General features: G+C 74.4%; 26 protein-coding genes. 19 read left to right on the top strand and 7 right to left on the bottom strand.

What is annotated here, in order from left to right; genetic code table 11:
- The first annotated feature begins 166 nt into the window (after positions 1-166).
- Positions 167-958: a putative protein N(5)-glutamine methyltransferase gene (locus tag TPA0908_RS07090; protein ID WP_281935780.1), complete on the top strand. Its 792-nt coding sequence runs from the start codon at positions 167-169 to the stop codon at positions 956-958.
- A gap of 67 nt (positions 959-1025) precedes the next feature.
- Entirely contained in the window at positions 1026-2090 is a 1065-nt protein-coding gene (locus TPA0908_RS07085) for an ROK family protein (RefSeq protein WP_281935778.1), read from the top strand.
- Positions 2091-2100: 10 nt separating this feature from the next.
- Here the strand turns inward: TPA0908_RS07085 and TPA0908_RS07080 are convergent, their stop codons facing one another.
- Together TPA0908_RS07080 and TPA0908_RS07075 are read right to left on the bottom strand one after the other, a co-directional pair.
- Positions 2101-2298 carry a DUF397 domain-containing protein gene (locus tag TPA0908_RS07080; protein WP_107156132.1) on the bottom strand — a complete coding sequence of 66 codons (198 nt, stop codon included), beginning with the start codon at positions 2296-2298 and terminating at the stop codon, positions 2101-2103.
- Positions 2299-2302: 4 nt separating this feature from the next.
- The gene (locus TPA0908_RS07075; RefSeq protein WP_281935775.1) at positions 2303-3148 is read right to left on the bottom strand and encodes a helix-turn-helix domain-containing protein; all 846 of its coding nucleotides are present in this window, start codon (positions 3146-3148) and stop codon (positions 2303-2305) included.
- Between the two features lie 275 nt (positions 3149-3423).
- On the opposite strand from TPA0908_RS07075, the gene TPA0908_RS07070 reads away from it, so the two are divergent.
- Positions 3424-3648: a hypothetical protein gene (locus TPA0908_RS07070; RefSeq protein WP_281935773.1), complete on the top strand. Its 225-nt coding sequence runs from the start codon at positions 3424-3426 to the stop codon at positions 3646-3648.
- 241 nt (positions 3649-3889) lie between these two features.
- Entirely contained in the window at positions 3890-4993 is a 1104-nt protein-coding gene (locus TPA0908_RS07065) for a D-alanine--D-alanine ligase family protein (protein ID WP_281935772.1), read from the top strand.
- Positions 4994-5009: 16 nt separating this feature from the next.
- Here the strand turns inward: TPA0908_RS07065 and TPA0908_RS07060 are convergent, their stop codons facing one another.
- Entirely contained in the window at positions 5010-5645 is a 636-nt protein-coding gene (locus tag TPA0908_RS07060) for a DUF3515 family protein (RefSeq protein WP_281935770.1), read from the bottom strand.
- The gene (locus tag TPA0908_RS07055) at positions 5646-5879 is read right to left on the bottom strand and encodes an Lrp/AsnC ligand binding domain-containing protein (RefSeq protein ID WP_013284547.1); all 234 of its coding nucleotides are present in this window, start codon (positions 5877-5879) and stop codon (positions 5646-5648) included. It abuts the gene before it with no gap.
- A 157-nt stretch (positions 5880-6036) separates the two neighbouring features.
- Between TPA0908_RS07055 and TPA0908_RS07050 the strand changes: the two genes are divergently transcribed.
- Both TPA0908_RS07050 and TPA0908_RS07045 read left to right on the top strand, forming a co-directional pair.
- A complete protein-coding gene (locus TPA0908_RS07050; protein WP_281935766.1) occupies positions 6037-6987 on the top strand; it encodes a thiamine-phosphate kinase in 951 nt (316 codons plus the stop codon).
- 62 nt (positions 6988-7049) lie between these two features.
- Positions 7050-7517, top strand: a complete 468-nt coding sequence (locus TPA0908_RS07045) for a GNAT family N-acetyltransferase (protein WP_281935764.1) — start codon at positions 7050-7052, stop codon at positions 7515-7517.
- Between the two features lie 9 nt (positions 7518-7526).
- Here TPA0908_RS07045 and TPA0908_RS07040 read toward each other — a convergent pair whose 3' ends face one another.
- On the bottom strand, positions 7527-8780 hold the full coding sequence (locus tag TPA0908_RS07040; RefSeq protein WP_281935762.1) for an ATP-grasp domain-containing protein: 1254 nt from the start codon (positions 8778-8780) through the stop codon (positions 7527-7529).
- Between the two features lie 182 nt (positions 8781-8962).
- Positions 8963-9154: a 50S ribosomal protein L28 gene (gene rpmB, locus TPA0908_RS07035; protein ID WP_013284551.1), complete on the bottom strand. Its 192-nt coding sequence runs from the start codon at positions 9152-9154 to the stop codon at positions 8963-8965.
- A 238-nt stretch (positions 9155-9392) separates the two neighbouring features.
- On the opposite strand from rpmB, the gene TPA0908_RS07030 reads away from it, so the two are divergent.
- From TPA0908_RS07030 to TPA0908_RS07020, 3 genes are read left to right on the top strand one after another with little or no spacing between them, the layout of a single operon-like run.
- A complete protein-coding gene (locus TPA0908_RS07030; RefSeq protein ID WP_281935759.1) occupies positions 9393-11006 on the top strand; it encodes a DAK2 domain-containing protein in 1614 nt (537 codons plus the stop codon).
- Positions 11003-13204, top strand: a complete 2202-nt coding sequence (gene recG, locus TPA0908_RS07025; protein WP_281935757.1) for an ATP-dependent DNA helicase RecG — start codon at positions 11003-11005, stop codon at positions 13202-13204. The genes TPA0908_RS07030 and recG overlap by 4 nt, the downstream gene beginning before the upstream one ends.
- A 37-nt stretch (positions 13205-13241) precedes the next feature.
- Positions 13242-14180, top strand: coding sequence for a serine hydrolase domain-containing protein (locus TPA0908_RS07020; RefSeq protein WP_281935755.1), 939 nt, complete (start codon positions 13242-13244; stop codon positions 14178-14180).
- A gap of 134 nt (positions 14181-14314) precedes the next feature.
- Here TPA0908_RS07020 and TPA0908_RS07015 read toward each other — a convergent pair whose 3' ends face one another.
- On the bottom strand, positions 14315-15262 hold the full coding sequence (locus TPA0908_RS07015) for a cell wall anchor protein (RefSeq protein ID WP_281935754.1): 948 nt from the start codon (positions 15260-15262) through the stop codon (positions 14315-14317).
- Between the two features lie 249 nt (positions 15263-15511).
- On the opposite strand from TPA0908_RS07015, the gene rsmD reads away from it, so the two are divergent.
- The 10 genes from rsmD (at position 15512) to TPA0908_RS06965 (ending at position 25049) form a co-directional block, all read left to right on the top strand.
- Positions 15512-16075, top strand: coding sequence for a 16S rRNA (guanine(966)-N(2))-methyltransferase RsmD (gene rsmD / locus TPA0908_RS07010; RefSeq protein ID WP_281935752.1), 564 nt, complete (start codon positions 15512-15514; stop codon positions 16073-16075).
- Positions 16072-16548 (top strand): pantetheine-phosphate adenylyltransferase, encoded by a 477-nt coding sequence (coaD, locus tag TPA0908_RS07005; RefSeq protein ID WP_107156120.1) that lies wholly within the window; start codon positions 16072-16074, stop codon positions 16546-16548. The genes rsmD and coaD overlap by 4 nt, the downstream gene beginning before the upstream one ends.
- Positions 16549-16777: 229 nt before the next feature.
- Positions 16778-17275, top strand: coding sequence for an SPFH domain-containing protein (locus TPA0908_RS07000; protein ID WP_107156119.1), 498 nt, complete (start codon positions 16778-16780; stop codon positions 17273-17275).
- A 127-nt stretch (positions 17276-17402) separates the two neighbouring features.
- Positions 17403-17966, top strand: coding sequence for a YceD family protein (locus TPA0908_RS06995; protein ID WP_281935750.1), 564 nt, complete (start codon positions 17403-17405; stop codon positions 17964-17966).
- Between the two features lie 5 nt (positions 17967-17971).
- Positions 17972-18145 (top strand): 50S ribosomal protein L32, encoded by a 174-nt coding sequence (rpmF, locus tag TPA0908_RS06990; RefSeq protein WP_107156117.1) that lies wholly within the window; start codon positions 17972-17974, stop codon positions 18143-18145.
- A gap of 132 nt (positions 18146-18277) precedes the next feature.
- Positions 18278-19237 (top strand): phosphate acyltransferase PlsX, encoded by a 960-nt coding sequence (locus TPA0908_RS06985; protein WP_281936279.1) that lies wholly within the window; start codon positions 18278-18280, stop codon positions 19235-19237.
- Positions 19234-20043: a ribonuclease III gene (gene rnc / locus TPA0908_RS06980; protein WP_281935746.1), complete on the top strand. Its 810-nt coding sequence runs from the start codon at positions 19234-19236 to the stop codon at positions 20041-20043. Before TPA0908_RS06985 ends, rnc begins: the two co-directional genes overlap by 4 nt.
- Positions 20036-20893 (top strand): bifunctional DNA-formamidopyrimidine glycosylase/DNA-(apurinic or apyrimidinic site) lyase, encoded by an 858-nt coding sequence (gene mutM, locus TPA0908_RS06975; protein WP_281935744.1) that lies wholly within the window; start codon positions 20036-20038, stop codon positions 20891-20893. Before rnc ends, mutM begins: the two co-directional genes overlap by 8 nt.
- 235 nt (positions 20894-21128) lie before the next feature.
- Positions 21129-23336 carry an MMPL family transporter gene (locus TPA0908_RS06970; protein ID WP_281935742.1) on the top strand — a complete coding sequence of 736 codons (2208 nt, stop codon included), beginning with the start codon at positions 21129-21131 and terminating at the stop codon, positions 23334-23336.
- Positions 23337-23543: 207 nt separating this feature from the next.
- Positions 23544-25049: an MFS transporter gene (locus TPA0908_RS06965; protein WP_281935739.1), complete on the top strand. Its 1506-nt coding sequence runs from the start codon at positions 23544-23546 to the stop codon at positions 25047-25049.
- Positions 25050-25091 lie beyond the last annotated feature (42 nt).

Genomic DNA, 25091 nt, shown 5'->3' with positions numbered 1-25091 from the left:
GTCGACCGCTGGGCTATCGTGACGGGCAGCCACGGCCCGTGCGGCCCCGACGCGAGGAGGTGAGTCCGATCCACCAGCAGAGGACCGGCGCTCCCTCCGAGTCCGTGTCGCCCCGGGGCTGAGGCGACGCCGGGGGCGCCGACGAGCGTTCCCCGAGAGGCTTGCCATGGCATCCACCGTGTTCACTCCCGACCGTCCCGCCCTCGTCCGCCGGCTGCGTGCCGCCGGTTGCGTCTTCGCCGAGGACGAGGCGGATCTCCTGATCGCCGCCGCCGACTCGGCCGGCGCGCTGACCCGCCTGGCCGACCGTCGCGTCGCCGGCCTGCCGTTGGAGCACCTGCTCGGCTGGGCCGAGTTCTGCGGGCGGCGGATCGTCGTCCACCCCGGCGTGTTCGTGCCCCGGGGGCGTACCGCGCTGCTCGTCGACGCCGCCGTGGCGGTGACCGGGCCGGCGCCGGCGGTGCTGGACCTCTGCTGCGGCTCCGGTGCCGCCGCCGTGGTGCTGCACGACCGGCTGGCGCCGCGCTGGTTGGGCGCCGCCGACGTCGACCCGGTGGCGGTGGCCTGCGCCCGGCGCAACCTCGACCCGCTGGGCGTGCCGGTCTACCGGGGTGACCTGTTCGCGCCGGTGCCGGCGCGCTGGCGCGGCCGGCTGGACCTGGTGGTGGCGAACGCCCCGTACGTGCCGAGCGACGCGGTGGCGATGATGCCGGCCGAGGCCCGGTTGCACGAGGCGCCGGTGGCGCTGGACGGGGGCGCGGACGGGCTGGCGGTGCTGCGCCGGGTGGCCGCCGGCGCGGCCGAGTGGCTGGCCCCGGGCGGGCACCTCGCGGTCGAGGTGAGCGAGGAGCAGGCACCCGCGCTCTGCGCCGTGTTCACCGCCGCCGGGCTGGACCCGACCGTGGTGCGCGACGAGGAGTGGGAGGCCACCGCCGTGACCGCCCGCCGCCCCGGCTGACGTCGCCGTGGCGGGTGGGCCGGCCGGGAACTAACCTCGGCTCAGACTCGACGGCGAGGCGGTGGCGGTGGGCAGCACAGGAATGCCGGTGGTGGTGGGGCTGGACAACGGCGGCACGAGCAACAACGCCACCGTGCTGACCGTCGACGGCCGGTTCCTGGTGGACGGGCTGCGGGAGATCCCGAGTGAGGTGGGCGACGGCCCGGAGGCGGCCGTCGAGGCGCTCGCGCGGGCCTTCGACGGGGTGCTCGCGTACACCGGGGTGCCCCGCGAGCTGGTCCGCGCGGTCGGGCTGGACACGCCCGGCCCGGCCAGCGCCACCGGGGTGATCTCGTCGCGCGGGTCGACCAACTTCGCGCAGCCCGCGTGGCGCGGCTACGACGTGCGCAGCGCGCTGGAGCGGCGGCTCGGCCTGCCGGTGGTGTACGCCAACGACGGCAACGCCGCCGCGCTCTACGCCCACCACGTGCACTTCGGCACGGACGCGGCGGCCCGCTCGTCGGTGTCCGCGATCGTCGGCACCGGCCTCGGCGGGGGCGTGGTCGAGGCCGGCCGGGTGGTCGGCGGCGCGGCCGGCATGGCGGGCGAGTTCGGGCACGTGCACATCCCACTGGACGGGCTGCTCGAACCGGGCCAGCCGGTGCCGGTCTGTGCCTGCGGCTTCGCCGGGGACGCGGAGAGCGTCGCCTCGCTCACCGCCATCCGGCGCAACCTGCTGCCGTACTGGCTGGCCCGGCATCCGGAGCATCCGTTGGCGGCGGAGGAGCCCGGCCGGGCGGCGAAGCTGCTCCGCGACCTCGGCGAGCGGGGCGACCCGTTGGCCCGTCAGGTGTTCGGCCAGCAGGCCCGGGCGCTGGGGCGGTTGTTCACCATCGCGGCGAACTTCACCGACCCGCACGCGTACTTCGTCGGTGGCGGCGTGGTGGAGGCCGCGCCGGAGTTCCGGGACTGGTTCCTCGCCACCGTCGCGGAGCACACGGTGCTCCGCGACGAGCAACGCGCGGTGGCGACGTTCGCGCTGGTGCCCGACCGTGACATGGCCGGCGCGCGGGGCGTCGCGATCGCCGCCCTGGAGCGGGTGAAAGGCGGGGCCCCGCTTGACGCCTCCGGCAGCGGTGGGGGCCCCGCCTGACATCCCGCGTTCAGGCGCGGGGCGGCGCGGCGGTGAAGGCGGCCCAGGCGGCGGGCGGGAACACGAGCACCGGGCCGGTCGGGTCCTTGGAGTCGCGGACCGCGACGGTCTCCGGCAGCGGCGCCATCTCCACGCAGGCGCCTTCGTCGCCGCTGTGGCTGCTCTTGCGCCACCGCGGCGTCGGGTGGCTGGGGGTCGTGCCGTTCATGCGGTCACCTCTCGTTGAGCAGACGGAGGAGCTGGTCCCGACTGGCCGCCGGGCTCAACGCCACGGTCCGCAGGTGCTCCATGATCTTTGTACAGGTACGCAGGTCGCCCGGGCGGTCCAGGACCATCTGTCCGGCGACGGTCTCCACCGACGCGATGATCGGGTCCTCCGGGTCGGCGAACTCCAGGATGTGCAGGGAACCCCGGGTGCCCCGGTGGTAGCCGGCGGAGAGTGGGATCACCTGCACCGTGATGTTCGGCAGCTCGGTCATCTTGAGCAGGTGCTGGAGCTGGCTGGCCATCACCGCCCGGCCGCCGACCGGGCGCAGCAGCGCGCCCTCGTCGATGATGGCGTCGAGGATCGGCGGCTCCGCCGCGGTGATCCGCTGCTGGCGGTCCAGCCGTAGGTGGACGCGCTGCTCCACCTGCTCGTCGCTGAGCGTGTGCGGGCCACCGCGCATCACCGCGCGGATGTAGTCGGCGGTCTGCAGCAGGCCCGGCACCACCGACGGTTCGAAGTTCGCGATGCCGGTGGCCTCGGCCTCCAGCGCGATGAAGTCGATGGTGCGGCGGTCCAGCAGGTACGAGTAGGACACCCACCAGCCGGGCTTGCGGGCGTCCTTGGCCAGTTGGACCGCCGCGGCGATCTCGTCGGGTCCCACGCCGTAGCTGGTGAGCAGCGCGCGCACGGTGGCCGGGCTGATCAGCGTCTGGGCGTTCTCGTAGCGGGACAGCGTGCTGCGGGTGCTGTTGATCTCGTCGGCCGCGGTCTCCAGCGTGAGGCCGGCGGCCTCACGGTGGGTTCGCAGGGCGATGCCGAGCCGTCGGGCTCGGGCGGTCTTCGGCGCCATGTATCGATGGTCTCATATCCGGTGGGAAAGTGGGCATGAGAGAAAGCCGATGAGAGTTGCATTCACGCCCGTCCACCTGTCAATCTGTGATGGCGTCCTCACCACCGGTTGTCGTGGCGACGGTGGTGGTGAGCGACCGGAGGGGATGGGGTGCGCGGCGGTCGGGTCTACTCCCCCACGACCCGATCGCCGCGTGCCCCTACCCGGTCCGCCAGACGGGGAGGAATCGCGATGACGGTGACGGCCTGCCGCCCCGGGGGCGGGGGTGGCCCGGAATGACCCGGTTCCTCGTGGTCCTCACCGACGTACGCCCGACCGACTGCCCCGGACGCGACGAACGGACCAGCCCGGAACGACGCCGGCAGGTGGTCGGCGCGAGCAGCCGGGAGGCGGCCGACCGGATCGCCGGCGCGTTCATGGCGCTGGGCATGGTGCGGGCCGGCCGGCAGCGGGTCAAGGTCATCGCGGTCGGTCGCCGGCTCCGGCGTCCGGTCACCTGAACCACACCGGGCCCGACCCCGTGGAGGCGGCAACGGGGGTCGGGGAGCCGGGCGGCCGACGGCAGGTCCCGCCGTCGGCCGCCCGCGCCGTTACTCCCCGTATATGTCATCTTGACCGTTTGCCACACCGTTGCGCTCTGCCCGGGTATCGGCCACCGCTGCCGACGACGCACAGTAAGGTCAACCGGGTGAGCGCCACCGGCGAGCACGGCCAGCCGCAGCCGCGAACGATGAGGTGACCATGACCACCCCAGGCAAGACCCGTGTGGCGATCGTCTTCGGCGGCCGGAGCCCCGAACACGGCATCTCCTGCGTCAGCGCCGGCAGCGTGCTGGCCGCCCTGGACCCGGACGAGTTCGAGGTCGTCCCGGTCGGCATCACCCGGCGGGGCCAGTGGGTGCTCGCCAGCGGCGACCCGGCCGGGCTCGCCATCGCCGACCGCAAGCTGCCCGAGATCACCGCCGGCTCCGGCGCCGAACTGCTGCTGCGCGCCGACCCGGCCGCCGGCGGCCTGATGGTGCTCGACCCGGCCCAGGGCCCGGTGGCGCTGGCCGACGTGGACGTGGTCTTCCCGGTGCTGCACGGCGCGTACGGCGAGGACGGCACGATCCAGGGCATGCTGGAGATGGCGGACCTCCCCTACGTCGGGGCGAACGTGTTCGCGTCCGCCGCCGCCATGGACAAGGAGTTCACCAAGAAGCTCTGCGCGGCCGAGGGCATCCCGGTCGGCCCGTACGCGGTGCTGCGCGCCGGGATGTCGCTGAGCGAGGAGGACAAGGAGCGCCTCGGCCTGCCGGTCTTCGTCAAGCCGTCCCGCGCCGGTTCCTCGTTCGGCATCACCAAGGTCGACGACTGGGCGCAGTTGGACGCCGCGCTGACCACTGCCCGCGAGATCGACAGCAAGGTGCTCGTCGAGGCCGCCGTGGTGGGCCGCGAGATCGAGTGCGGCGTGCTGGAGGGCGAGGCCGGCGGCGCGCCCGAGGCGTCGGTGCTCGCCGAGGTGCGGATGATCGGCGACCGCGACTGGTACGACTTCGAGGCCAAGTACATCTTCGCCGACGAGGTGACCGAGTACGACGTTCCCGCGGAGCTGCCCGAGGCGGTGACCCGGCAGGTGCGCGACTACGCCACCCGGGCGTTCACCGCGCTTGACTGCTCCGGCCTGGCCCGGGTCGACTTCTTCGTCACCCCGGCGCAGGAGGTCTTCCTCAACGAGATCAACACGATGCCGGGCTTCACGCCGACCTCGATGTTCCCGCGTATGTGGGCGGCCAGCGGGCTGGAGTACCCGAAGCTGGTCAACCGCCTGATCCGTACCGCCCTGCACCGCCGCGCCGGCCGCTGACGGGCCGGCCCGGGCGTCACCCGGCGCAGCCCGAGGGGGCCTGCTTCGCCGAGGGGACCGCGCTGACGATCGCGTCGGAGATCTGCACCACCCACTGCAACGCGGGCTGGTACGTCTCCGGCGCCCGGACCTGGACAGGCACCTCCCGGTCGACGGTGGTCAGCACCGTGGCGCCGGCCCCGGTCACCGGGTGCCAGCAGACGCCGTTGACCCGGAACACCTCGTCGGTGTCCGGGAAACAACCGGCGGGCAGCGTGGCGCCGCCGGTGGGCGACGGGCAGGGCCGCACCGGCGGCGTCGCGCCGCAGGCCACGGTGAGCGCCGGGTCGCCGTACGCCGCGTTCTGTTCCGGACCCGCGGTGACCGGGCGCTGCCGCAGGTCACGCACGCTGTCGGGAAGCTGCGAGACCAGGGCGCGGCAGACGACCCCGGGGCGCTGGGCGAGCGCCGGCGCGGGCAGCTCGACCGGCGCGGTGGACTGCGCCCGAGGGCTCGCCGACGCGCTCGGCGCGGCGTCCGGGGACTCCGGGGCGAGCTTGGCGAACGTGAAGCCGGCCACCGCCAGGGTCACCGGCACCGCGATCACCGTGGCCCAGAGCGCGGCCCGTCGGGTGCCGGGGTCCCGGCGCGTGATGGGTTCCGTCTCGTCCACTTACAGCCGCACCACCGAACACGTGAGCGTGCGGGTGATGCCGGGCACCATCTGCACCTTGCTGACGATGAGTTTGCCCAGCTCGTCGACCGTGTTCGCCTCGGTGAGCACGACCACGTCGTAGGGCCCGGTGACGGCGTCGACCCGTACCACGCCGGCAAGGTCCGCGATCAGACCGGCCACGTCACGCGCCCGGCCGACCTCGGTCTGGATGAGGATGTACGCCTGTACCACGACTCGACCTCCGTCCGTCGCCGCCTGGGGCGGCCCGAAGGGTGAAACTACCGTACCGACCGGGCGTGATCCCTATCGGTCGCCGGTGGGCGGGCAGGTCGAGGGCGGGGGACGGGTGCGGAACGTGCGGAACGACGGAGCGGAACGAGGGGACGGCATGACGGTCGCGGGTGTCGGGGAGTTCGGACTGATCGACCGGGTGACCGCCCGGCTGTCGTACGGGGAGAGCTGCCTGCTCGGCCCCGGCGACGACGCGGCGCTGGTGGCGGCGCCGGACCGGCGGGTGGTCGCCTCCACCGACGTGCTCGTCGAGGGGCGGCACTTCCGGCGGGACTGGTCCTCGGCGCGGGACGTCGGGCACCGGGCCGCCGCGGCCAACCTCGCCGACGTCGCCGCCATGGGCGCGACGCCGACCGCGCTGCTGGTCGCGCTCTGCATGCCGGCCGACCTGGACCCGGCCTGGGCCGAGGAACTGGCGGACGGGCTGGGCGCGGAGGCGGCCGGCGTGGGCGCGAGCGTGGTCGGCGGGGACATGTCCGCCAGCCCGACGCTGACCGTCGCGGTCACCGCGCTCGGTGACCTGGCCGGCCGCGCGCCGGTGGTCCGTTCCGGGGCGCGACCGGGCGACGTGGTGGCGCTCGCCGGGCGTACCGGCTGGGCGGCGGCCGGCTTCACCGTGCTGTCCCGCGGCTTCCGTACGCCCCGGCTGCTGGTCGAGGCGTTCCGCCGCCCCGAGGTGCCGTACGCCGCCGGGCCGGCCGCCGCCGCGGCCGGCGCCACCGCCATGATCGACGTCTCGGACGGGCTGCTCGCCGACCTGGGACACGTGGCCACGGCCAGCGGGGTGGCGGTCGACCTGAGCCGGGACGCGTTCGAGGTGCCCCGACAGATGCGCGACGCGGCGCAGGCGCTCGGCGTCGACCCGTACTCCTGGATCCTGGCCGGCGGCGACGACCACGCCCTGGCGGCCACGTTCCCCGCCGACGCGGCGCTGCCGGACGGCTGGCGTCCGGTCGGCCGGGTCACCGAGGGCGCCGGGGTCACCGTCGACGGCGGTGACTACGACGGCCCGCGTGGCTGGGACCACTTCCGCCAGGGCCCGCAGTGATCTGCGTCCGAGCGTGGCGACCGGCGCCGGCCGGGGGTCGGGGCCGGTCGTAGCCTGGCACGGTGAGCGAGATCGAGATTCTCCCGCGGCGCTTCGACGCGCCCGAGTCGCAGGAGCTGATCCGGGCGGCGCTGGCCGACCTGGGCCGGCGGTACGGCGGCAACGGCGACGAGACGCCCGTCGACGCCGCCGAGTTCGTCCCGCCGGCCGGCGGGTTCCTGGTCGCGTACCTGGACGGCCTGCCGGTGGGCTGCGGTGGCTGGCGCAGCCACGGCGCGGACGGCGAGGAGGCCGAGCTGAAGCGGATGTACACCGCGCCGGCCGCCCGGGGCCGGGGCGTGGCCCGTGCGGTGCTCGCCGCGATCGAGCGGTCCGCCCGCGACGCCGGCCGGAAGCGGATCGTGCTGGAGTGCGGCGACAAGCAGCCCGAGGCGCTCGCCATGTACGCCTCGGCCGGCTACGAGCGGATCCCGAACTTCGGCTACTACCGGGACGCGCCGGGCTGCCTGTCGTTCGGCCGAACGCTCTGACCGCCGCCGTCAGCCGACCGTGATCCGGATCTCCGCGGCGGCCCGACGGGCGGCGCCCGCCGCCTCGTCCGGCGTCGCGCCCCAGGTCATCAGGTGCCCACTGCGGTGCGCCGAGGAGATCAGCTCGGGCACTGTCTGCCCGACCCTCGTCTCGACCTGGACGTCGAGGACGCCCGGCACGCGCAGCGCCGCCCGCCGGCCGTCCACCGCGGTGACCCGGCCGGGCGGGGCGGTCAGGAACTCGATCGCCGCCGCCCCGGTGGGCCGCTGCGGCAGCGCCGGCCGTTCGCCGGAGAGCACCCGCAGGTACGCCTCGATGACGTCCCGCCCGTAGGCGATCGAGATGAGCGCCGTGATCATGTCGCCGGGCATCCGGGCGGCGCACTCCACGAGCGTCGGCACGCCGTCGGCCAGGATCCACTCGCTGTGCAGCATGCCGCTGCCGAAGCCGGCCGCCGCGGCGAGGCGTACCGCCGCCGACCGCAGCGCGTCGTGCTCGGCCGACGGCAGCGCGGACGGCACCGTGTGCCCGGTCTCCACCGGGTGCCGGCCCCCGGCGACCCGCTTGTCGGTGACGTTGGCGAAGATCACCTCGCCGCCGGCGACCAGCAGCTCCACGCTGTGCTCGGAGCCGACCAGCAACTCCTCGACCAGGACGCCGGTGGGTAGGCCCGCGGTGGCCTCGGCCGGCTCCGGCGGGGTGGCGCTGGCCGCCCAGCGGGCCGGCACCTCGGCCGGGTCGGTGATGAGCTGCACGCCGAGGCTGCCGGAGCGGCGGGTGGGCTTGAGCACGCACCGGCCGCCGTGCGCGCGGGCGAACTCCGCCGCCCGGCCCGCGTCGTCGACCAGCTCGTAGGCCGGGTTGGCCAGGCCGATCTCGTCGGCGAGCAGCCGCATCCGGTGCTTGTCGGAGAAGATGTCCGCGGCGACCGCCCCGGCGCCGGGCAGGCCGAGCCGGTCGGCCAGCCGGGCGGTGGCGGCGACCGCGTACTCCAGGCCGGGCAGCACCAGGCGCGCGTCGGCCAGGCCGGGCTCGCGACCGAGCAGGGCGTCGACGTCCAGGCCGGTCTGGTACTCCGCGGCCACCAGACGGCCGATCAGCGGCAGCTCCTCGGCGAACCGGACCAGGTCGCGGCGGCGGATCACGTCCGGCTCCTCGACCAGCACCACACTGCCGGCCGGTAGCTCCTGGTCGAACCAGCGCAACGAGCCGAACGACCCGCCCACCACCACCAGTTGCTCGCGGCCCAGATCGAGGTCCACCGGTCGTCCTCCCCACGGTCCGCGCCGGAGCCGGACGGCCGGCGCAGCAGCACCCTAACCGGCGGGGACCAGCCGGTCGCCGTACGGTCGGTCAGCGGTCGCCGCGGACCGGCGGACACGACAGAAGCCGGCGGACCCGAGGGGTCCGCCGGCGACCGACGATGTTCCGGTGGTGCTCCGCGTCAGGCGCGGGTGACCTTGCCGGCCTTGATGCACGAGGTGCAGACCTGCAACTTCTTGGTGGTGCCGCCACCGGCCGGGGTACGCACCGACTGGATGTTCGGGTTCCAGCGGCGGTTGGTCCGCCGGTGCGAGTGGGACACGTTGTGGCCGAAGCCCGGTCCCTTGCCACAGACGTCGCACACGCTAGCCACGGGATACTCCTGGGATTGAAACGTTCATGAGGTCGCCGCCAGGCGCAGCCCGGGCAACCTGGCCAGGTTACCCGATGCCGGTCGGTACGCCCAATCGGCCCTTCGCCGAGCCAACCCAGCGTACCGGCCGGGTCGGCGCGTGGTCGGCCCGGGACCGCGGCCGGCCGGGCCGACCCCGGCGGGCGGACACGCCGGACGACCCCGGCGCGTGTCGGTGTGCGCCAGTAGGCTTCCCGACGTGCTGGACACCCTCGACGCCGCCGCGGTGCGCCGCTGGTGCACGAGCGGGCTGGCCGCCCTCCAGCGGCACCAGGGCGAGATCGACGACCTCAACGTCTACCCGGTGCCGGACGGCGACACCGGCACCAACCTGGTGCTCACGCTCACCTCGGCCCAGCAGGCCCTGGCCATGGATCTCGGCACCCTCCCGGACGACGGGCACACCCCGCACGGGCACGCGCTGCGGCTGATGGCCCGCGGCGCGTTGCTCGGCGCGCGGGGCAACTCCGGGGTGATCCTCTCGCAGATCCTGCGCGGCCTCGCGGACGCGCTCGCCGCCGCGCCGGCGGTCCGGGGCCGGCAGCTCGCCGGTGCGCTCGCCGACGCCGCCACCGCCGCCTACGCCGCGGTCGCCCGGCCGGTCGAGGGCACGCTGCTGAGCGTGGTCGCCGCGGCGGCCCGCGCGGCCCAGCGGGCGGACAGCGACGACCTGCGCACGGTGGCCGGGGCCGCCGCCGAGGCGGCCACGCACGCGCTGGCCCGCACCCCGGAGCAACTGCCCGAGCTGGCCCGCGCCGGCGTGGTCGACGCCGGCGGGCGCGGGCTGTGCCTGCTGCTCGACGCGCTGGTCGAGGTGATCACGGGGGAGAGCCCCGGCCGGCCGGCCCCCGCGCCGGCCGCGCCGCACCGGCCCGGGGCCGCCGTCCGGGAGACCGGCTCCGACGCGTACGCCTACGAGGTGCAGTACCTCCTCGACGCCACCGAGGAGGCGGTCGCGCGGCTGCGCGGCGAGCTGGCCGGGCTCGGCGACTCCCTGGCCGTGGTCGGGGACGGCGACGGCACCTGGAACGTGCACGTGCACGTCAACGACGTGGGGGCCGCCGTGGAGGCGGGCGTGGTCGCCGGCCGGCCGCACCGGATCACGGTGACCCGGTTCGCCGACCACCCCGTTCCGGTCCCCGGCCCGCCGCCGACGCCGTCCGGTGGCCGGGCCGCCGTGGTGGTCGCCACCGGCGCCGGCATCGCCGAGCTGTTCGCCGCCGAGGGCGCGGTGGTGGTGCCGGCCAACCCGTCCACCGGCGAGCTGCTCGACGCGATCCGGGCCACCGAGGCGGCCCGGGTGGTGGTGCTGCCGAACGACCCGAACACGCAGTCGGTGGCGAGCGCGGCGGCCAAGGAGGCGCACCGCCTCGGCATCAAGGTCAGCGTGGTGCCCACCCGCTCCCCGGTGCAGGCGCTCGCCGCGCTCGCCGTCCGCGACCCGAAGCGCCGCTTCGAGGACGACGTGATCGCGATGGCCGAGGCCGCGGGCGCCTGCCGCTACGCCGAGGTCTGCCACGCCGGCCGGGAGGCGCTCACCGTCGCCGGCCCGTGCCGTCCCGGTGACGTGCTGGCCCTGGTGGAGGGCGAGGTGCACCTGATCGGGCAGGATCTGACCGACACCTGCACCGCCGTGGTCGACCGGATGCTCGGCGGCGGCGGCGAGCTGGTCACGCTGCTCTGCGGGGCGGACGCCCCGGCCGGGCTGGCCGACCGCGTCCGCGCGCACGTCGAGCGCGCCTGGCCGTTCGTCGAGGTGCAGGCGTACGAGGGCGGCCAGCCGCACTACCCGCTCCTGCTGGGGGTCGAATGACGAGCGAACCGTCGACGGTGGACACCCCGCTCAAGAAACTGGTGGGGGAGAAGACCGCGAAGGCGCTTGCCGGTCACCTCGACCTGCACACCGCCGGTGACCTGGTCTACCACTTCCCGCGCCGCTACGACGAGCGCGGCGAGCACACCGACATCCGCTCGCTCGACGTGGGGGAGCAGGTCACCGTGCTGGCCCAGGTGCAGCGCACCGCGGTCCGCCCGATGCGCCAGCGGCGCGGCAACCTGCTGGAGGTGACCGTCGGCGATGGTTCCGGCGGCGTGCTGACCTGCACCTTCTTCGGCAACCAGGCGTGGCGGGAGCGGGAGCTGCGACCGGGCCGCTGGGGGCTGTTCGCCGGCAAGGTGACCGAGTTCCGGGGCAAGCGGCAGCTCAACGGCCCGGAGTACGTCCTGCTCGGCGAGGGCGGTGACGGCGAGGCGGCGGCCAACGAGGAGGTCGAGGAGTTCGCCGGCGCGCTGATCCCGGTCTACCCGGCCGCGGCGGCGGTGCCGACCTGGGTGATCGCCCGCTGCGTCCGGGTGGTGCTGGACACGTTCACCCCGCCGGACGACCCGCTGCCGGCCACCCTGCGGGCCACCCGCAACCTGGTCGGCATCGGCGCCGCCCTGCGGGAGATCCACCGGCCGTCCAGCAAGGAGGCGCTCTACCGGGCCCGCCGCCGGCTCAAGTGGGACGAGGCGTTCGCGGTGCAGCTCACCCTGGCGCAGCGCAAGCACCGGGCGGCGGCGTGGCCGGCGCGGGCCCGACCGGCCCGGGCGGGTGGCCTGCTGGACGCGTTCGACGCCCGGCTGCCGTACGAGCTGACCCCTGGCCAGCAGGTGGTCGGGCGGGAGATCGCCGCCGACCTGGCCACCGCGCACCCGATGCACCGGCTGCTCCAGGGCGAGGTGGGCTCCGGCAAGACGGTGGTGGCGCTGCGCGCCATGCTCCAGGTGGTCGACGCCGGCGGTCAGGCCGCGCTGCTCGCCCCGACCGAGGTGCTCGCCGCCCAGCACCACCGCGGCATCCGGGAGCTGCTCGGCCCGCTCGGCGCCGCGGGTGAGCTGGGCGCCGCCGATGACGCCACCCGGGTGGAGCTGGTCACCGGCTCGCTGGGCGCGGCGGCCCGACGCCGTGCCCTGGCCGAGGTGGCCGAGGGCCGGGCCGGCATCGTGCTCGGCACGCACGCGCTGCTCTACGAGGGCGTCGACTTCGCCGACCTGGGCCTGGTGGTGGTGGACGAGCAGCACCGCTTCGGCGTGGAGCAGCGGGACGCGCTGCGCGCCAAGGCCGAGCAGCCGCCGCACGTGCTGGTGATGACCGCCACCCCGATCCCGCGCACGGTCGCCATGACCGTCTACGGCGACCTGGAGACCTCCACGTTGTCCCAGTTGCCGCAGGGCCGCTCGCCGATCGCCTCGCACGTGGTGCCGGCCGCCGAGAAGCCGGCCTTCCTGGACCGGGCCTGGCGTCGGCTGCGCGAGGAGGTCGGCAAGGGCCACCAGGCGTACGTGGTCTGTCCCCGGATCGGGGACGGTCCGGTCTCCGACGAGGAGGCGCCGCGGGAGGACGACAACGGTCGCCGGCCGCCGCTGGCGGTGACCGAGGTGGCCCCGCTGCTCGCCGACGGGCCGCTGCACGGGCTGCGGATCGGGGTGCTGCACGGGCGGCTGCCGGCCGACGAGAAGGACGCGGTGATGCGCGCGTACGCCGCCGGCGACCTGGACGTGCTGGTGGCGACCACGGTCGTCGAGGTGGGCGTGAACGTCCCCAACGCGACCGTGATGATCGTGCTGGACGCCGACCGGTTCGGCGTCTCCCAGCTGCACCAGTTGCGCGGCCGGGTGGGCCGGGGGTCGGCCGCGGGTCTCTGCCTGCTGGTCACCGAGGCGGCCGAGGGCTCGTCGGCCCGGGAGCGGCTGGACGCGGTGGCCTCCACCACCGACGGGTTCAAGCTGGCCGAGCTCGACCTGGAGCAGCGCCGGGAGGGCGACGTGCTCGGCGCGTCCCAGTCCGGCCGGCGCTCACACCTGCGGTTGCTGTCGCTCCTGCGCGACACGGAGCTGATCCGGGACGCCCGCGCCGAGGCGATCGAGCTGGTCGAGGAGGATCCGGAGCTGGCCCGGCACCCGGCGCTGGCCGCGTCCGTCGCCGCCCTGGTCGACGAGGAGCGGGCCGAATACCTGGAGAAGGGCTGACCTCGCCGGTCGACCGGGTGCGCCTAGGCTCCGACGGATGTCGACGTTTTCGCACGGCCGTGGCGTGCTCCTGCTGGCCCGGGGCGACGAGGTGGTGGTGGACCGGGTCACCGGCGCGGCCGACGAGGCCACCGGAGTGCCCTGCACCCCGGCCACCCGGTTCCAGATCGCCTCGATCAGCAAGCAGATGGCGGCCGTCGCGGTCCTGCTGCTCGCCGAGCGGGGCGTGCTGCGTCTGACCGATCCGGTCACCCGGTGGTTGCCCGACCCGCCGCCGGCGTGGTCCGGCATCACGCTGCACCATCTGCTCACCCACACCTCGGGCCTGGGCCACTGGCCGGAGTATCCGGCCGTCGACCTGGCCGGGCCGGCGGAGCCGGACGCCCTGCTCGCCGCGTTCGCGGCCGTGCCGCCACTGTTCCGACCGGGGGCCGGCTGGCACTACAGCAGCCCCGGGTACGTGCTGCTGGCCCGGACCGTCGAGCGGGCCGCCGACCGTCCGTACGCCGACTTCCTGGCCGATGAGCTCTTCGCGCCGCTCGGCATGGCGGGCAGCTTCGCCGGCCCGGCCGGCGGTCGGCCGGACGTGGCGGTCGGGTACGAGGGCGGCCGGCCGGTGCCGTCCTGGGACCTGGCGACCGTGAGCCTGGGCGCGGGTGACGTCTGGTGCACCGGCGCGGACCTGCTCGCCTGGCTCGACGTGCCGCGCCGGGGCGGGCTGCTGGCCCCGGCCTCGCTGGTGGCGCTGACCGCGCCGCACGCGCCTACCGGACGGCCCGGGGAGGCGTACGGCTACGGCTTCTTCGTCGGCCCGCTGGCCGGCCGTCGGGCGGTCCACCACTCCGGGGACAACGGCGGCTACAAGGCGTTCGCCGCCTGGCTGCCCGGTACCGACCAACGGTTGGTGCTGCTGACCAACCAGGCCGAGGTGGACCCGGCCGCCGTCACGTCGGTGCTCGACCCGGACGGTTCCTGACCGACGCCGCCGCGGCGAGGTGGGGGCATCGAGGACGGGTGCGCCCCGGCCACCTCGACGGGCCGGTGTGGAGTACGCGCGGCGAGGGCGCGCCGACCGGGTGGTCGACGCGCCCTCGCGGCGGTGCGGGCGGGTCAGGCGGTGAAGCGGATCCGGCGGCGGCGGGCCACCACGAACAGCACCGCGCCGGCGGCCAGCAGCAGCGCGGCGCCACCGGCGATCGCGCCGGCGGCCGGGCCGGTCACCGGCAGGCCGCCGCCCTGGCCGGAGCAGTCCTCCGGCTGGGTGTACGGGACGGTCTCGGCGTCGGCGACCACGTCGTACTTCACGGTGACCTTGAGGCCCCGGTAGGCGTCGAACTCGACCGAGGCGGTCGTGCCCGGCGCTGAGGTGAGCTTCTTGGTGACGCCCTTCTCGGTGGTCAGCGTGGCGGTGAAGGGGATGCCCCTCGCCGGGTTCTCCACGATGAAGGTCATCGAGTCGCAGTCCTGGTCCAGCTTGAAGATCGGCTCCGCCGGCTCGGCCGGGGCGGACGGCGTCGCGGACGGGCTCGGCGGCGTGGAGGCGGACGGCGTCGGGGTGGGCTGCTCGGGCGACCGGGTCGGCTCCGGCGTGGCGCTCGGCGACGGCGCGCTGGGCGACGGGGACGGGCTCTCCACGACTTCGCAGTCGCGGCTGGGCCGGGCCACCACGGTGCGCTCGCCGTCGTGCGACTGGCGGCCCCGCTCCCAGTGCGCCCCGACGGTCAGCTTCAGCTCGGGGATCTCACCGGTGAACGTGTGGGTCTGGGTGCCGGTCAGCGGCCCCTCGCTCTGCTTCTTCAGTTCCGCGCCGACGGTCAGGCCGCCGGTGATGTCGCCGGGCACGGTGGACTCGAGCTTGGTGATCCGGCCGGAGATGTCGCGCTCGCTGCTGATCACCGACCAGGTGACGGTGACCGTGCCGTCCTTGGTGGCGCAGAAGCTGCCGGACGGTTCGGGGTGGTGGGCCGCGGCGGGGGCGGCCGTGGTGGCGACGCCCGCGAGGCCGATCAGCGCGCCGGCGGTGAGGACGGCGGCACGCCGGAGGTTGAGACGGTTCACGTCTTCTCCTGATGAGGGGAGGTGCGGAGAGGGATGCGGCGGACGGACCGGAGTCACGCGTCCACGCGGCAACCGGGCAGACCCTAGCGAGATCGACACTGTGGGCGTTACCGAGATCTACGGGTCGTAAAGGGTCCGTTATGAATTCGAGATCATAGATGTACGGGGCGTCATGAATCGTTGCTCCCGGTGGTCCGCCCGTCCGGTGTCCGCGGTCGCGTAGCGTCGGGGCATGCGGAGGGAACGACGGTGACCCGGATCGTGGCCGGCGCGTTCGGTGGGCGGCGGATCGCCGCGCCGCCCGGCGCCGGCACCCGACCGACCTCGGACCGGGTGCGGGAGGCGCTGTTCAGCGCCGTGCAGGCCGATCTCGACCTGGCCGGGGCGCGCTTCGTCGACCTGTTCGCCGGCTCCGGCGCGGTCGGGCTGGAGGCGCTGTCCCGGGGCGCGGCGCACGTGCTGCTGGTCGAGTCGGACGCCCGGGCCGCCCGGGTGATCCGGGAGAACATCGCCACCCTCCGGGCCGCGCCGGCAGCCCGCCTGGTCACCGGCAAGGTGGCCGGCGTGCTGGCGGCCGGGCCGGACGGCGCGCCGTACGACGTGGTCTTCGCCGACCCGCCGTACGCGGTGCCGGCCGCGGAGGTCACCGCGATGCTGGCCGCGCTGGTGCACGGCGACTGGCTCGCCCCGGACGCCCTGGTGGTCGTCGAGCGGTCCCGCCGATCCGGACCGGTCGACTGGGTGGAGGGCGTCACGCCGGAACGCAGTCGCCGCTACGGCGAGACCACCCTTTGGTACGGTCGCCGATCATGAGACGTGCGGTCTGCCCGGGCTCGTTCGACCCGGTCACCAACGGTCACCTCGACATCGTCGGCCGGGCCAGCCGGCTCTTCGACGAGGTGATCGTCGGCGTGCTGGTCAACCAGTCGAAGCAGGGGTTGTTCACGGTCGAGGAGCGGATCACGATGCTCCGCGAGGTGACCGCCTCGTACGACAACGTCCGGGTGGAGTCGTTCCGCGGCCTGCTCGTCGACTTCTGCCGGGACCAGCAGGCGAGTGTGCTGATCAAGGGCCTGCGGGCGGTCAGCGACTTCGACTACGAGTTGCAGATGGCCCAGATGAACATCGGCCTGGCCGGCGTGGAGACGCTCTTCATGCCGACCAACCCGCTCTACTCCTTCCTCTCCTCCAGCCTGGTCAAGGACGTGGCCAAGTGGGGCGGCGACATCTCCGCCCACGTCCCCGACCTGGTCCGCGAGCAACTCGTCGCCCGCCTCCGCCCCTGACCGCCCCGACCCCGCCGATCTTGCACTTGCCGCCCGGCTGGTGTCCCTTTCGCGTCAGATGTCGGGGCGGAAAGTGCAAGATCAACGGCCGGGGTGGAGGCGTGGGCGACGCGCCGGGTGGGCGGGGTGGGGCGGGAGTGGGCGGGGCGCGACATGATGGGGGCAGCGCCGGAACCGGGCGCAGGCCGCATCATGGAGGGCGGCCGACGAAGACAGGAGTGAGGCGCCGGTGGACCCGCTCGATCGCATCGACGAACTGATCGCCATGGTGGAGCAGGCCCGCTCCGTCCCGATGTCGCGCAACAACTGCATGGTCGACCGCGGTGAGATGATCGCCGTGCTCGACGAGCTGCGCGCCGAGCTCCCCGCCGACCTGCGCCGGGCCGCCGCGCTGCTGGAGGAACGGGACAAGATCATGGAGGCCGGCAAGCGCGAGGCCGACCGGATCATCAGCGAGGGTGAGGCGGAACACGCCCGCCTGGTCTCGGTGAACGAGATCACGGTCTCCGCCGAGCACGAGGGCGCCCGGATCATCGGCGAGGCGCGGGCCGAGGCGCAGCGCCTCCGCGAGGAGGTGGACGACTACGTCGACACCGCGCTGGCCAACTTCGAGCAGTTCCTCACCCGGGCGCTGGCCTCGATAGAGCGCGGCCGGGACAAGATGCACGCACTGCGCGAGATCGGCACCTTCGCGGGGGACGAGGCCGACCGCCCGCTACCCTTCTGAGCGGCGCACGGGCCGGTCGCCGACAGCCGGCTGCCGCCGGACCGGGGCGGACACGCCCCCGGTTCGACGGTCCGCCCCCCTGCCAGGTAACCTTTTTTGTCGGCCTCTCACCGGCCGGAGTCTGACTATGCCCAAACATTCGCCTCGCCAACTCGACCCCAGGGCGCCGCTGGTCCTCGACACGAGGGACCTGCCGCGTCGCCCTGGCGCGTTGCGTGAGCTTCGGCGGGTCGTGACGGCACCGGCGGACCTCGGCGTGGAGTTGATCAGCGTGCCGGCGGGCGCGGACCTCGACCTCGACCTGAGGTTGCAGTCGGTGTCCGAGGGCGTGCTCGTCTCCGGGACCGTCACCGGCCCCGTCAAGGGCGAGTGCGGTCGCTGCCTGCGCGAGATCGACGACTCGGTGGTCGTGAACGTCCAGGAGCTGTACGCGTACGAGGACAGCACCACGGACGAGACGACCGACGAAGACGAGGTGGGCCGGATGCAGGGCGATCTGATCGACCTGGAGCCGGCGTTGCGGGACGCGGTGGTGCTCGCGCTGCCGACCAACCCGCTCTGCCGGGAGGACTGCCCAGGGCTGTGCCCCGAGTGTGGGGTGCACTGGGACGATCTGCCGGCCGACCACAGTCACCAGCAGGTCGACCCGCGTTGGGCGGGCCTGTCGCAACTGACCCGTACAGAGGAGTAGGAACCGTGGCCGTCCCCAAGCGCAAGATGTCGCGCAGCAACACCCGCGCCCGCCGGGCGAACTGGAAGGCCACGGCGGTGTCGACCGTTGCCTGCCCGCAGTGCAAGTCGCCGAAGCTGCCGCACGCCGCCTGCTCCGTCTGCGGCACGTACAACGGCCGCCAGGTTCTCGAGGTCTGACCTGGACGCCGAGTGACGCCCCCGACCACCGGTCGGGCGGCGCGCGCACCACGGCTCACGCCCGGTGCCCCGGCTCCCTCCGCCGCCGGCCGTTCCCCGGCCGGCGGGCCGACGGAGCCGGGCACCGCGCGGATCGCCGTCGACCTCCTCGGCGGGGACGATGCTCCCGCCGTCGTGGTTGACGGCGCTCTGCGGGCGGTGCGCACCGACCCTGACCTGCGCCTGATGCTCGTCGGCCCGTCCGAGGTGGCCGACGGGCTGATCGCTGCGCTCGACCCGGCGCACCGCGCCCGGGTCACGGTCCGCCCGGTGCGGGCCGCCGTCGGCATGGCCGACCATCCGACCGCCGGACGCGGCGAGAGCACGGTACGCACGGCCGTGCAGGCCGTCCACGACGGGCTCGCCGACGCCGTGGTCTCCGCCGGCTCGACCGGGGCCACCGTCACCGCCGCCGCGCTCGGCCTGGGCCGCTGGACCGGGGTACGCCGACCCGCGCTGGTCGCCACGCTGCCGGCCGTCGCCGGGCCGGTGGTCCTGCTGGACGTCGGCGGCACACTCGAACCCGGCCCCGCCACGCTGGCCCGGCACGCCGTCCTCGGCGCCGCCTACGCGGCGGTGGCGCACGGCGTCGTCGCACCCCGGGTGGGCCTGCTCTCCGTCGGCCACGAGGCCGGCAAGGGTGACCGCCTGCGCCGCGCCGCCGACCCGGCGCTTGCCGCCGTGCCGCTGCCCTGCGGCGCCCGCTACGTCGGCCTCGTCGAAGGATTCGACCTGTCCCTGGGCGGTCGCGCCGACGTGGTGGTGACCGATGGCTTCACCGGCAACGTCCTGCTCAAGGCCATCGAGGGCGCGTACGCCATGGCCGGGGGTCCGCCGGTCGGCGGCGGCGCGCCGCGCGCGGCGGCCCTGCTCGGGGTGGCCGGCACGGTGGTGGTGTGCCACGGCTCGGCCGGCCCCGACGACGTCGCCTCGGGCATCGCGCTGGCCGCCCACCTCTGGCGTCGCGACGCCGCCGGCACGGTCCGTGCCCTGCTCGCCGAGATCCCGCACGATCCCGCACCTGACCGCAACGACACCGAGGTAGCACCATGACCAACGACAAGCGGCGGCGTGCTCCCGTCGGCCTCCTCGAGGCGGCCTTCGGGGTGTCGCTCGACCCGGAGCTGCTGGAACGCGCCCTGACCCACCGCTCGTACGCGTACGAGAACGGCGGGCTGCCCACCAACGAGCGGCTGGAGTTCCTCGGCGACTCGGTCCTCGGCGTGGTGATCACCACCGCGCTCTTCCACAACCACCCGGACCTGCCCGAGGGGCAGTTGGCGAAGCTGCGGGCCAGCGTGGTCAACATGCGCGCGCTGGCCGACGTGGCGCGTGGCCTCGGCCCGGACGGGTTGGGCGCGTACCTCCTGCTCGGCAAGGGCGAGGAGGCCACCGGTGGCCGGGACAAGGCGAGCATCCTGGCCGACACGCTGGAGGCGCTGCTCGGCGCCATCTACCTCCAGTACGGCCTGGACACCGCCGCCATCGTGATCCACCGCCTCTTCGACCCGCTGATGGCGGAGTCGGCCGGGCGGGGCGCGGCACTGGACTGGAAGACCAGCCTCCAGGAGTTGACCGCCGCACTGGGGCTGGGCGTGCCGGAGTACCGGATCGAGGGCACCGGACCGGACCACCTGAAGACGTTCACCGCCTGGGTGGTGGTGGCCGGCAACCGGTACGGCGGCGCGGAGGGGCGCAGCAAGAAGGAGGCCGAGCAGCGGGCCGCGGAGTCGGCCTGGCGGATGCTCACCGAGCAGGCGGAGGCGACCGCGCGGGCGGAGGCCGAGGCGCGGGCGGAGGCCGAGGCCGAGGCGGCGGCCGACCCGGAGGACGCCGAGGCGGGCGCCGGCCGTGCCTGAGCTGCCCGAGGTCGAGACCGTCCGGCAGGGGCTGGCCGAGTGGGTGGTCGGCCGACGGATCAGCGCCGTCGAGGTGCGCCATCCCCGGGCGGTACGCCGGCACGCGCCGGGCGGCGCGCACTTCGCCGACGTGCTGGCCGGCCGGACGATCACCGACGTCCGCCGCCGGGGCAAGTATCTCTGGCTGCCGCTGGACAGCGGGGACGCGGTGATCGGCCACCTGGGCATGTCCGGGCAGTTGCTGCTGCAACCGGTCGGCGCGGCCGACGAGCTGCACCTACGGGTCCGGTTCCGGTTCGCCGACGACGGCCCGGAGCTGCGCTTCGTCGACCAGCGCACGTTCGGCGGGCTGTCCGTCTCCGACGGCGAGGCGGAACTGCCGGCCGAGATCGCGCACATCGCCCGGGACCCGATGGACCCGGAGTTCTCCGACGACGCGTTCGTGGCCGCGTTGCGCCGCCGGCGTACGGAGATCAAGCGGGCGCTGCTCGACCAGACGCTGATCTCCGGCGTGGGCAACATCTACGCCGACGAGGCGCTGTGGCGGGCGAAGCTGCACGGCGCCCGGCCGACCGACGCGTTGACCCGGCCGGCGGCGCTGCGGCTGCTCGGCCACGTGCGGGACGTGCTCGGCGAGGCGATCAAGCAGGGCGGCACCAGCTTCGACGAGCTGTACGTGAACGTCAACGGCGAGAGCGGCTACTTCGACAGGTCGTTGAACGCGTACGGCCGGGAGGGCGAGCCCTGCCCGCGCTGTGGCGCGCCGATCCGGCGGGAGGCGTTCATGAACCGTTCCTCCTACAGTTGCCCGCGCTGCCAGCCGCGCCCCCGGGGCACGCTCCGGGGATGACCCCGAGCCGGTTCGGGGTTGCGCCGGTGTGCTGCGCCGGACCGGGCCCGGGGGCCCGCCGCGACGTACCCTGAAATGCCCTTTTCCGCCCGACCGGCGCGGCCGGTTCCGGCCGCCCGGTAGGGCCAGCCCCATCGGGGAGGAGCCGGGGCCGTTCCCCGATGTCCGGGCTCCGTCGGCTGCCTAGCGTCTCCAGACGTCGGCACGGGGCCGACGGCTGGAGGGGGACCCGGATATGGGCAGGCGACCGGTGACCGTGCGGGTGGCACGGTGGAGTGCGGAGCATCCGTGGCGGGCCATCGCGCTGTGGGTGGTGTTCGTGGCGGTGTGCTTCGTCGGCGGCAACGCCGCCGGGCTGAACGAGGCCACCGACGCGGATCAGGCGATCGGCGAGTTCGGGCGGGCCGAGCTGATCGTCGACGACGGCGGCTTCCATCAGGCGGCCACCGAGAACGTGCTGATCACCGCACGGTCCGGCGCGCTCGACCCGGCCGCGGCGAAGGCCGCCGCGCAGGACGCCGCGGGCCGGCTGCGGCAGGTCGAGGGCGTCGCGTCGGTGGGTACGCCGATGCCGTCCCGGGACGGGAGCGCGCTGCTGCTGCCGATCACCATGTCCGGCGACCCGGAGACCGCCGGGGACCGGGTGGGGCCGCTGCGGGACGCCACCGCCGGTGTGCAGGCGGCCCATCCGGGGCTGCGGGTGGAGGAGGTCGGCGGCCCGTCGATCGACAAGGCGCTCGACGACACGCTCGGCAAGGACTTCAAGCGGGCCGAGCTGCTCAGCCTGCCGGTGACGCTGGCCATCCTGATCATCGCGTTCGGCGCGTTGATCGCCGCCGGCGTGCCGGTGCTGCTCGCGCTCTCCTCGGTGGCCGCCGCGATGGGCCTCTCCACGCTCGCCTCGCACCTGGTGCCGGCCACCGACACCACGGCCAGCGTGATCCTGCTGATCGGCATGGCGGTGGGCGTCGACTACTCGCTGTTCTACGTGCGGCGCGAGCGCGAGGAACGGGCGAAGGGGCGGTCCGGCCTGGACGCGGTGGAGGTCGCGGCGGAGACCTCCGGGCACGCCGTGGTGGTCTCCGGCACCGCCGTGATCATCGCGATGGCCGGCTTGCTGCTCGCCCAGGACGCCATCTTCTCGTCGCTGGCCGTCGGCTCGATCCTGGTGGTCGCGGTGGCGGTGCTCGGCTCGCTGACCGTGCTGCCGGCGCTGCTGGCCAAGCTGGGCCGGTGGGTGGACCGGCCCCGGGTGCCGCTGCTGTGGCGGCTCACCACTCCGCGTCCCGGGCGGCGTCCCCGCTTCTGGCCGGCGGTGCTCCGGCCCGCGCTGCGCGCGCCGGTGGCCACCCTGCTGGTGTCGGTGGCGTTGCTGCTCGCCCTGGCCGCGCCCGCGCTGGGCATGAAGCTGAAGTTCCCCGGGACCGAGGACGTGCCGCGCACCACGGCGGCCATGCAGGCGTACGACCGGCTCGCGGCGGCCTTCCCGAGCAACGGCACCAGCCACACGGTGGCCGTGCGGGCGCCCGCCGACCAGGCCGACCGGGTGCGGGCCGCGCTCACCGGGCTGGCCGCCCGCACCGGCACCGACCCGCTCTTCGCGCCGGCCGAGGGGGACGGCCCGGAGATCCGGGTGTCGACGGACCGGCGGGTGTCGGTGCTGGAGGTGGCCACCCCGTTCGCCAGCCGCTCGGCGGAGGCGTCCCGCTCCCTGCACGAGCTGCGCGACGACCTGGTGCCGGCCGCCCTGGACGGCGTTCCCGGCGTGGAGTACGCGGTCGGCGGCGGGGTGGCCGCCAGCGAGGACTACGCCGACCACATCTGGGCGAAGCTGCCGGTGGTCGCGGCGTTCGTGCTGGCGCTGACGTTCCTGGTGATGGCCTGGACGTTCCGGTCGGTGGTGGTGGCGCTCACCTCGATCCTGCTGAACCTGCTCTCCGTCGGCGCCGCGTACGGGCTGCTGGTGCTGGTCTTCCAGAGCCACTGGGCGGAGGGGCTGCTCGGGTTCACCTCGATGGACGCGATCGTCACCTGGCTGCCGCTGTTCCTGTTCGTGGTGCTGTTCGGGCTCTCCATGGACTACCACGTCTTCGTGGTCAGCCGGATCCGCGAGGCGGTGGACCGGGGCATGCCCAACCGGGAGGCGGTGGCGTACGGGATCACGTCGTCGGCGCCGGTGGTGACCAGTGCGGCGATCGTGATGGTCGGGGTCTTCTCGATCTTCGCCACGCTCAGCATGATCGACTTCAAGCAGCTCGGCATCGGGCTGGCGGCGGCGATCCTGCTGGACGCCACGATCATCCGCGCGGTGGTGCTGCCGTCGGTGATGACGCTGCTGGGTGACGCGAACTGGTGGGCGCCGCGGTTCCTGCGCCGCCGGGTGACCGCCCCGCCGGCCGAGCCGCCGCCCGCGCCGGCGCCGGAACTGGTCGGCGCCCGCTGACCGATGGGGGCCGGATCGTCCGATCCGGCCCCCGCCCCGACTCCCATGCGATTGCCATCCGATTCCCAGCCGGCTCCCATCCGGCCGGGAAAGCCAAAGGCAGGATTAGTGCTGGTGGCCCCGGGGCATCTGGGCGGCCATGGATGAACAGCTCTCGCCGGAGGCGCTTACTTCCGCCCCGGCTCCCGAATCCCTCCGGCGGGCGTCATGAGCACCGACGTGTCGACCGGCACCGTACGGACCAACGTCCCGGCCCGCCTCGACCGGCTGCCGTGGTCCCGCTGGCACTGGATGATCGTGATCGGTCTCGGGACGGTGTGGATCCTCGACGGTCTCGAGGTGACCATCGTCGGCAACCTGTCCGGGAAGCTGGCCGAGCCGGGCAGCGGTCTGGACATCACCCAGAGCCAGGTCACCGGCCTGGCCGCCGCGCTCTACGTGGCCGGCGCGTGCACCGGCGCGCTCTTCTTCGGCTGGCTCACCGACCGGTTCGGCCGCAAGAAGCTGTTCCTGCTGACGCTGGGGCTCTACCTGGTGGCCACCGCGCTCACCGCGCTCTCGTTCGACACCTGGTGGTTCTTCCTGTTCCGGTTCCTCACCGGCATGGGCATCGGCGGTGAGTACGCGGCCATCAACTCCGCCATCGACGAGCTGATCCCGGCCCGCCACCGCGGGCGGATCGACATCATCATCAACGGCACGTTCTGGCTCGGCGCGGCGGTCGGCGCGCTGCTGACCGTACCGCTGCTCAACGGCCTGCCGACCAACCTCGGCTGGCGGGTGGCGTTCGGCATGGGCGCGGTGCTCGGCGTGGTGATCCTGCTGGTCCGCCGGCACGTGCCGGAGAGCCCACGCTGGTTGTTCATCCACGGCCGGGCGGACGAGGCGAACCACCTCGTCGACTCGGTCGAGGCCGAGGTGGAACGGGAGACCGGCAAGGACCTCGCCGAGGCCGACAACTACATCGAGATCCGGCAGCGGAAGAGCACGAACTTCCTGGAGATCGCGAAGACGTTGTTCCGTCGCTACCCGAAGCGCGCCACGCTGGGCTTCTCGCTCTTCATCGGGCAGGCGTTCCTCTACAACGCGATCACGTTCGGTTTCGCCCAGATCCTGGAGACCTTCTTCGACGTCCCGCCCGGCAACAGCGGCTACTACTTCGCGGTGATCGCGGTCGGCAACCTGCTCGGCCCGCTGCTGCTCGGCAAGCTGTTCGACACGGTCGGCCGGGTGCCGATGATCGCCGGCTCGTACATCGGCTCGGGCGTGCTGCTGCTCGGCACCGCCTGGCTGTTCCACTCCGGCGTGCTCAGCGCGGTGACCATGACCGCCTGCTGGTGCGTGGTGCTCTTCTTCGCCTCGGCGGGGGCCAGCGCGGCGTACCTGACGGTCAGCGAGATCTTCCCGATGGAGACCCGGGCCATGGCGATCGCGTTCTTCTACGCGATCGGCACCGCCGCCGGTGGCATCACCGGCCCGCTGCTCTTCGCCAAGCTGGTCGGCAGCGGCCAGGTCGGCGACACCGTGATCGCGTTCGTCATCGGCGCCACCATCATGATCATCGGTGGTCTGGTGGAGCTGGCGCTCGGCGTCAAGGCGGAAGGCAAGTCCCTGGAGGACCTGGCCACCCCGCTCAGCGCCGAACCCGCCGGCGTGCCGTCGCAGCGCGACGCCGGCAGCCCCACCTCGACCACCGGCGCGAGCGCCGGCTGACCCCGACCACGCCCACCGCCCCCGCCCACGACGGGCGGGGGC

The sequence above is a fragment of the Micromonospora sp. AKA38 genome, from assembly GCF_027925725.1.
Taxonomy (GTDB): domain Bacteria; phylum Actinomycetota; class Actinomycetes; order Mycobacteriales; family Micromonosporaceae; genus Micromonospora.
This window is presented reverse-complemented; position numbering and strand designations above follow the sequence as displayed.